Source organism: Flavobacteriales bacterium (assembly GCA_013214975.1).
Lineage (GTDB): Bacteria > Bacteroidota > Bacteroidia > DT-38 > DT-38 > DT-38.
In genome coordinates this window covers 1-2,004 of sequence record JABSPR010000139.1, presented here as the reverse complement: position 1 = coordinate 2,004, position 2,004 = coordinate 1, and the positions used below count along the sequence as shown (strand labels likewise).

Here is a 2,004-nt window from a genome sequence, read left to right as displayed (position 1 = left end):
TTATTGAAGTTACAGAATAATAATCCAAATGCTTTCGTGCGAACTACCTAGTCGTAATCTCTGATTATATCTGCGTTTTTCTCAACTGGAAAAAAGTACCTAATATCTGCAGTTAAAAATCCTCCAACGAGATTAAACATAACATTTTCTGGCAATTTACTGTAATCAATAATGGTAGTATAAAAGTCAAGAAATGGTCTTTTATATGTAGCGCCAACATAAAACTTTCCTTTTTTTCTAGTTCTAATATCTATCCCAACATTTGCAACTACTCCTGGAAGAACCCAATACTTTCTTCTTGAAAGATGAATGTAATTCGTATCCGAAGTTTTAACATCAGAGGGGTACCATTCCATAGAAACTCCCAAAGAATTATTCATATAAACGTTGTCAAATAATTTAATGTACACCAACGCACTTAGCGGGATTTCATAGCTCACGATTCTAAACTTATCACTCACTAAGAAATCTTCCCCTGCCAATTCAAGGCGATAGTTTCTGCGGACAAAATTAATTCCTGTCTCAACCGAGAACTTAGAACTAATTTCTCGTCGTGCTATCATTCCAGCCGAATAACCTATTAACTTTTCGATTGAATAAATGACTCCTCCCCTTACCCTAGATTGTGTTTTATCGTCTATTAAACTACCTGGGATTACAGGTTTAAACTGAATACCAAAAACATTGACGGGATAGTTTTGCCCATAGGTTGTAGCTGCGCATATGAATAAAATGAATAATAAATATTGAACGGTGCGCATAATGTTTGGACTGTGTCAAATTTACCCCTTTATAAGTAGCAACGCTAAGAGGAGTAGAAACCTCTACTTCCATTTAATACTGCAGCCGATACTTGGAATTTGATTAGTACTAACGCTAGTTTTATTTACTATTGCATCCAACGCCTTTCTTATATCAGAACCGGTAACGGAAAGATCATTTCCTGGCCGAGAGCCATCTAACTGACCTCTATAAACACATTTCAGATCATCGTCAAAAATGCTAAAATCAGGAGTACAGACAGCATCGTATAATTTTGCTATTTCCTGTGTTTCATCATATAAATACGGGAAACTAAATCCATACTCGCTAGCTAGTTCTTTCATTTTTTCAGGAGAATCTTGAGGATAATTTTCAACATCATTAGAACTTATTGCGACAGTTGTGATTCCTTGGCTTTTATAGTCATTGGCTAGGCTTACGAGTTGCTCCATTATATGAATTACATATGGACAGTGATTGCATATAAACATAACAAGAAGACCGTTTCCTATACTCAGCTGATCTAAACTTAGGTTTTCTCCCGTAATTGTATTTAGCAAGTTGAAATCTGGAGCGGTAAAGCCCAGTTCTATTTGCGTAGTTTCTGCTGCAGCCATATTATAAATTTGAACTAAAATAAAAAAGGGATATCAATTTCTTGATATCCCTTTAATTAATTTCTTGAATTTTTATCTAATTATTGTAACGCTACCTGCTACAGTCTCTACACTTTTATCGTTCATGTCTGCACGATTAACTCCATCGAAGCCTCTAGCTGAGATCACATAGAAGTAAACACCATCTGGCACTTCTTCACCGGATAAAGTACGTCCATCCCATGCTGCTTCTGGGTTCTCCCAGTGATATAACTTCTCACCCCATCTGTTGTAGATATCTCCAACAAACGTTTCTAAGTTACAATGTCTAATCATCTCGAAGTAGTCATTAACCCCATCGCCATTTGGTGTAAAGACATCTGGAATGTATAGGCAAGATATCGTTCGTACGTTAAAGGATACACTATCCGAAATAGTACAGTATCCATCTCTACTTACAGTCAGTTTCGCATAGAAGGTAATTGGCATCAGGTTCTCAAAAGTGAAGTATGTTATACTATCGCCTTCTGCTTCTCCAACCTCTGTTCGGATCATATCGTCAGAGTCTACATCTTCTACAGCACTCCAGTATTCCCAAATGTTCTCCTCGTACCTTGTGTTATAACTCTGATCTACAAACTGTACA

The 2,004-nt window shown here is 36.7% G+C and carries 3 protein-coding genes; all 3 read right to left on the bottom strand.

Features of this window, described 5'->3' with window-relative positions:
- Window positions 1-47: 47 nt before the first annotated feature.
- Window positions 48-761: an outer membrane beta-barrel protein gene (locus tag HRT72_05130; GenBank protein NQY67092.1), complete on the bottom strand. Its 714-nt coding sequence runs from the start codon at window positions 759-761 to the stop codon at window positions 48-50.
- A 63-nt stretch (window positions 762-824) separates the two neighbouring features.
- On the bottom strand, window positions 825-1,379 hold the full coding sequence (locus HRT72_05125; protein ID NQY67091.1) for a thioredoxin family protein: 555 nt from the start codon (window positions 1,377-1,379) through the stop codon (window positions 825-827).
- A gap of 72 nt (window positions 1,380-1,451) precedes the next feature.
- The coding region (locus HRT72_05120; protein ID NQY67090.1) for a gliding motility-associated C-terminal domain-containing protein at window positions 1,452-2,004 on the bottom strand (553 nt) is incomplete at its 5' end.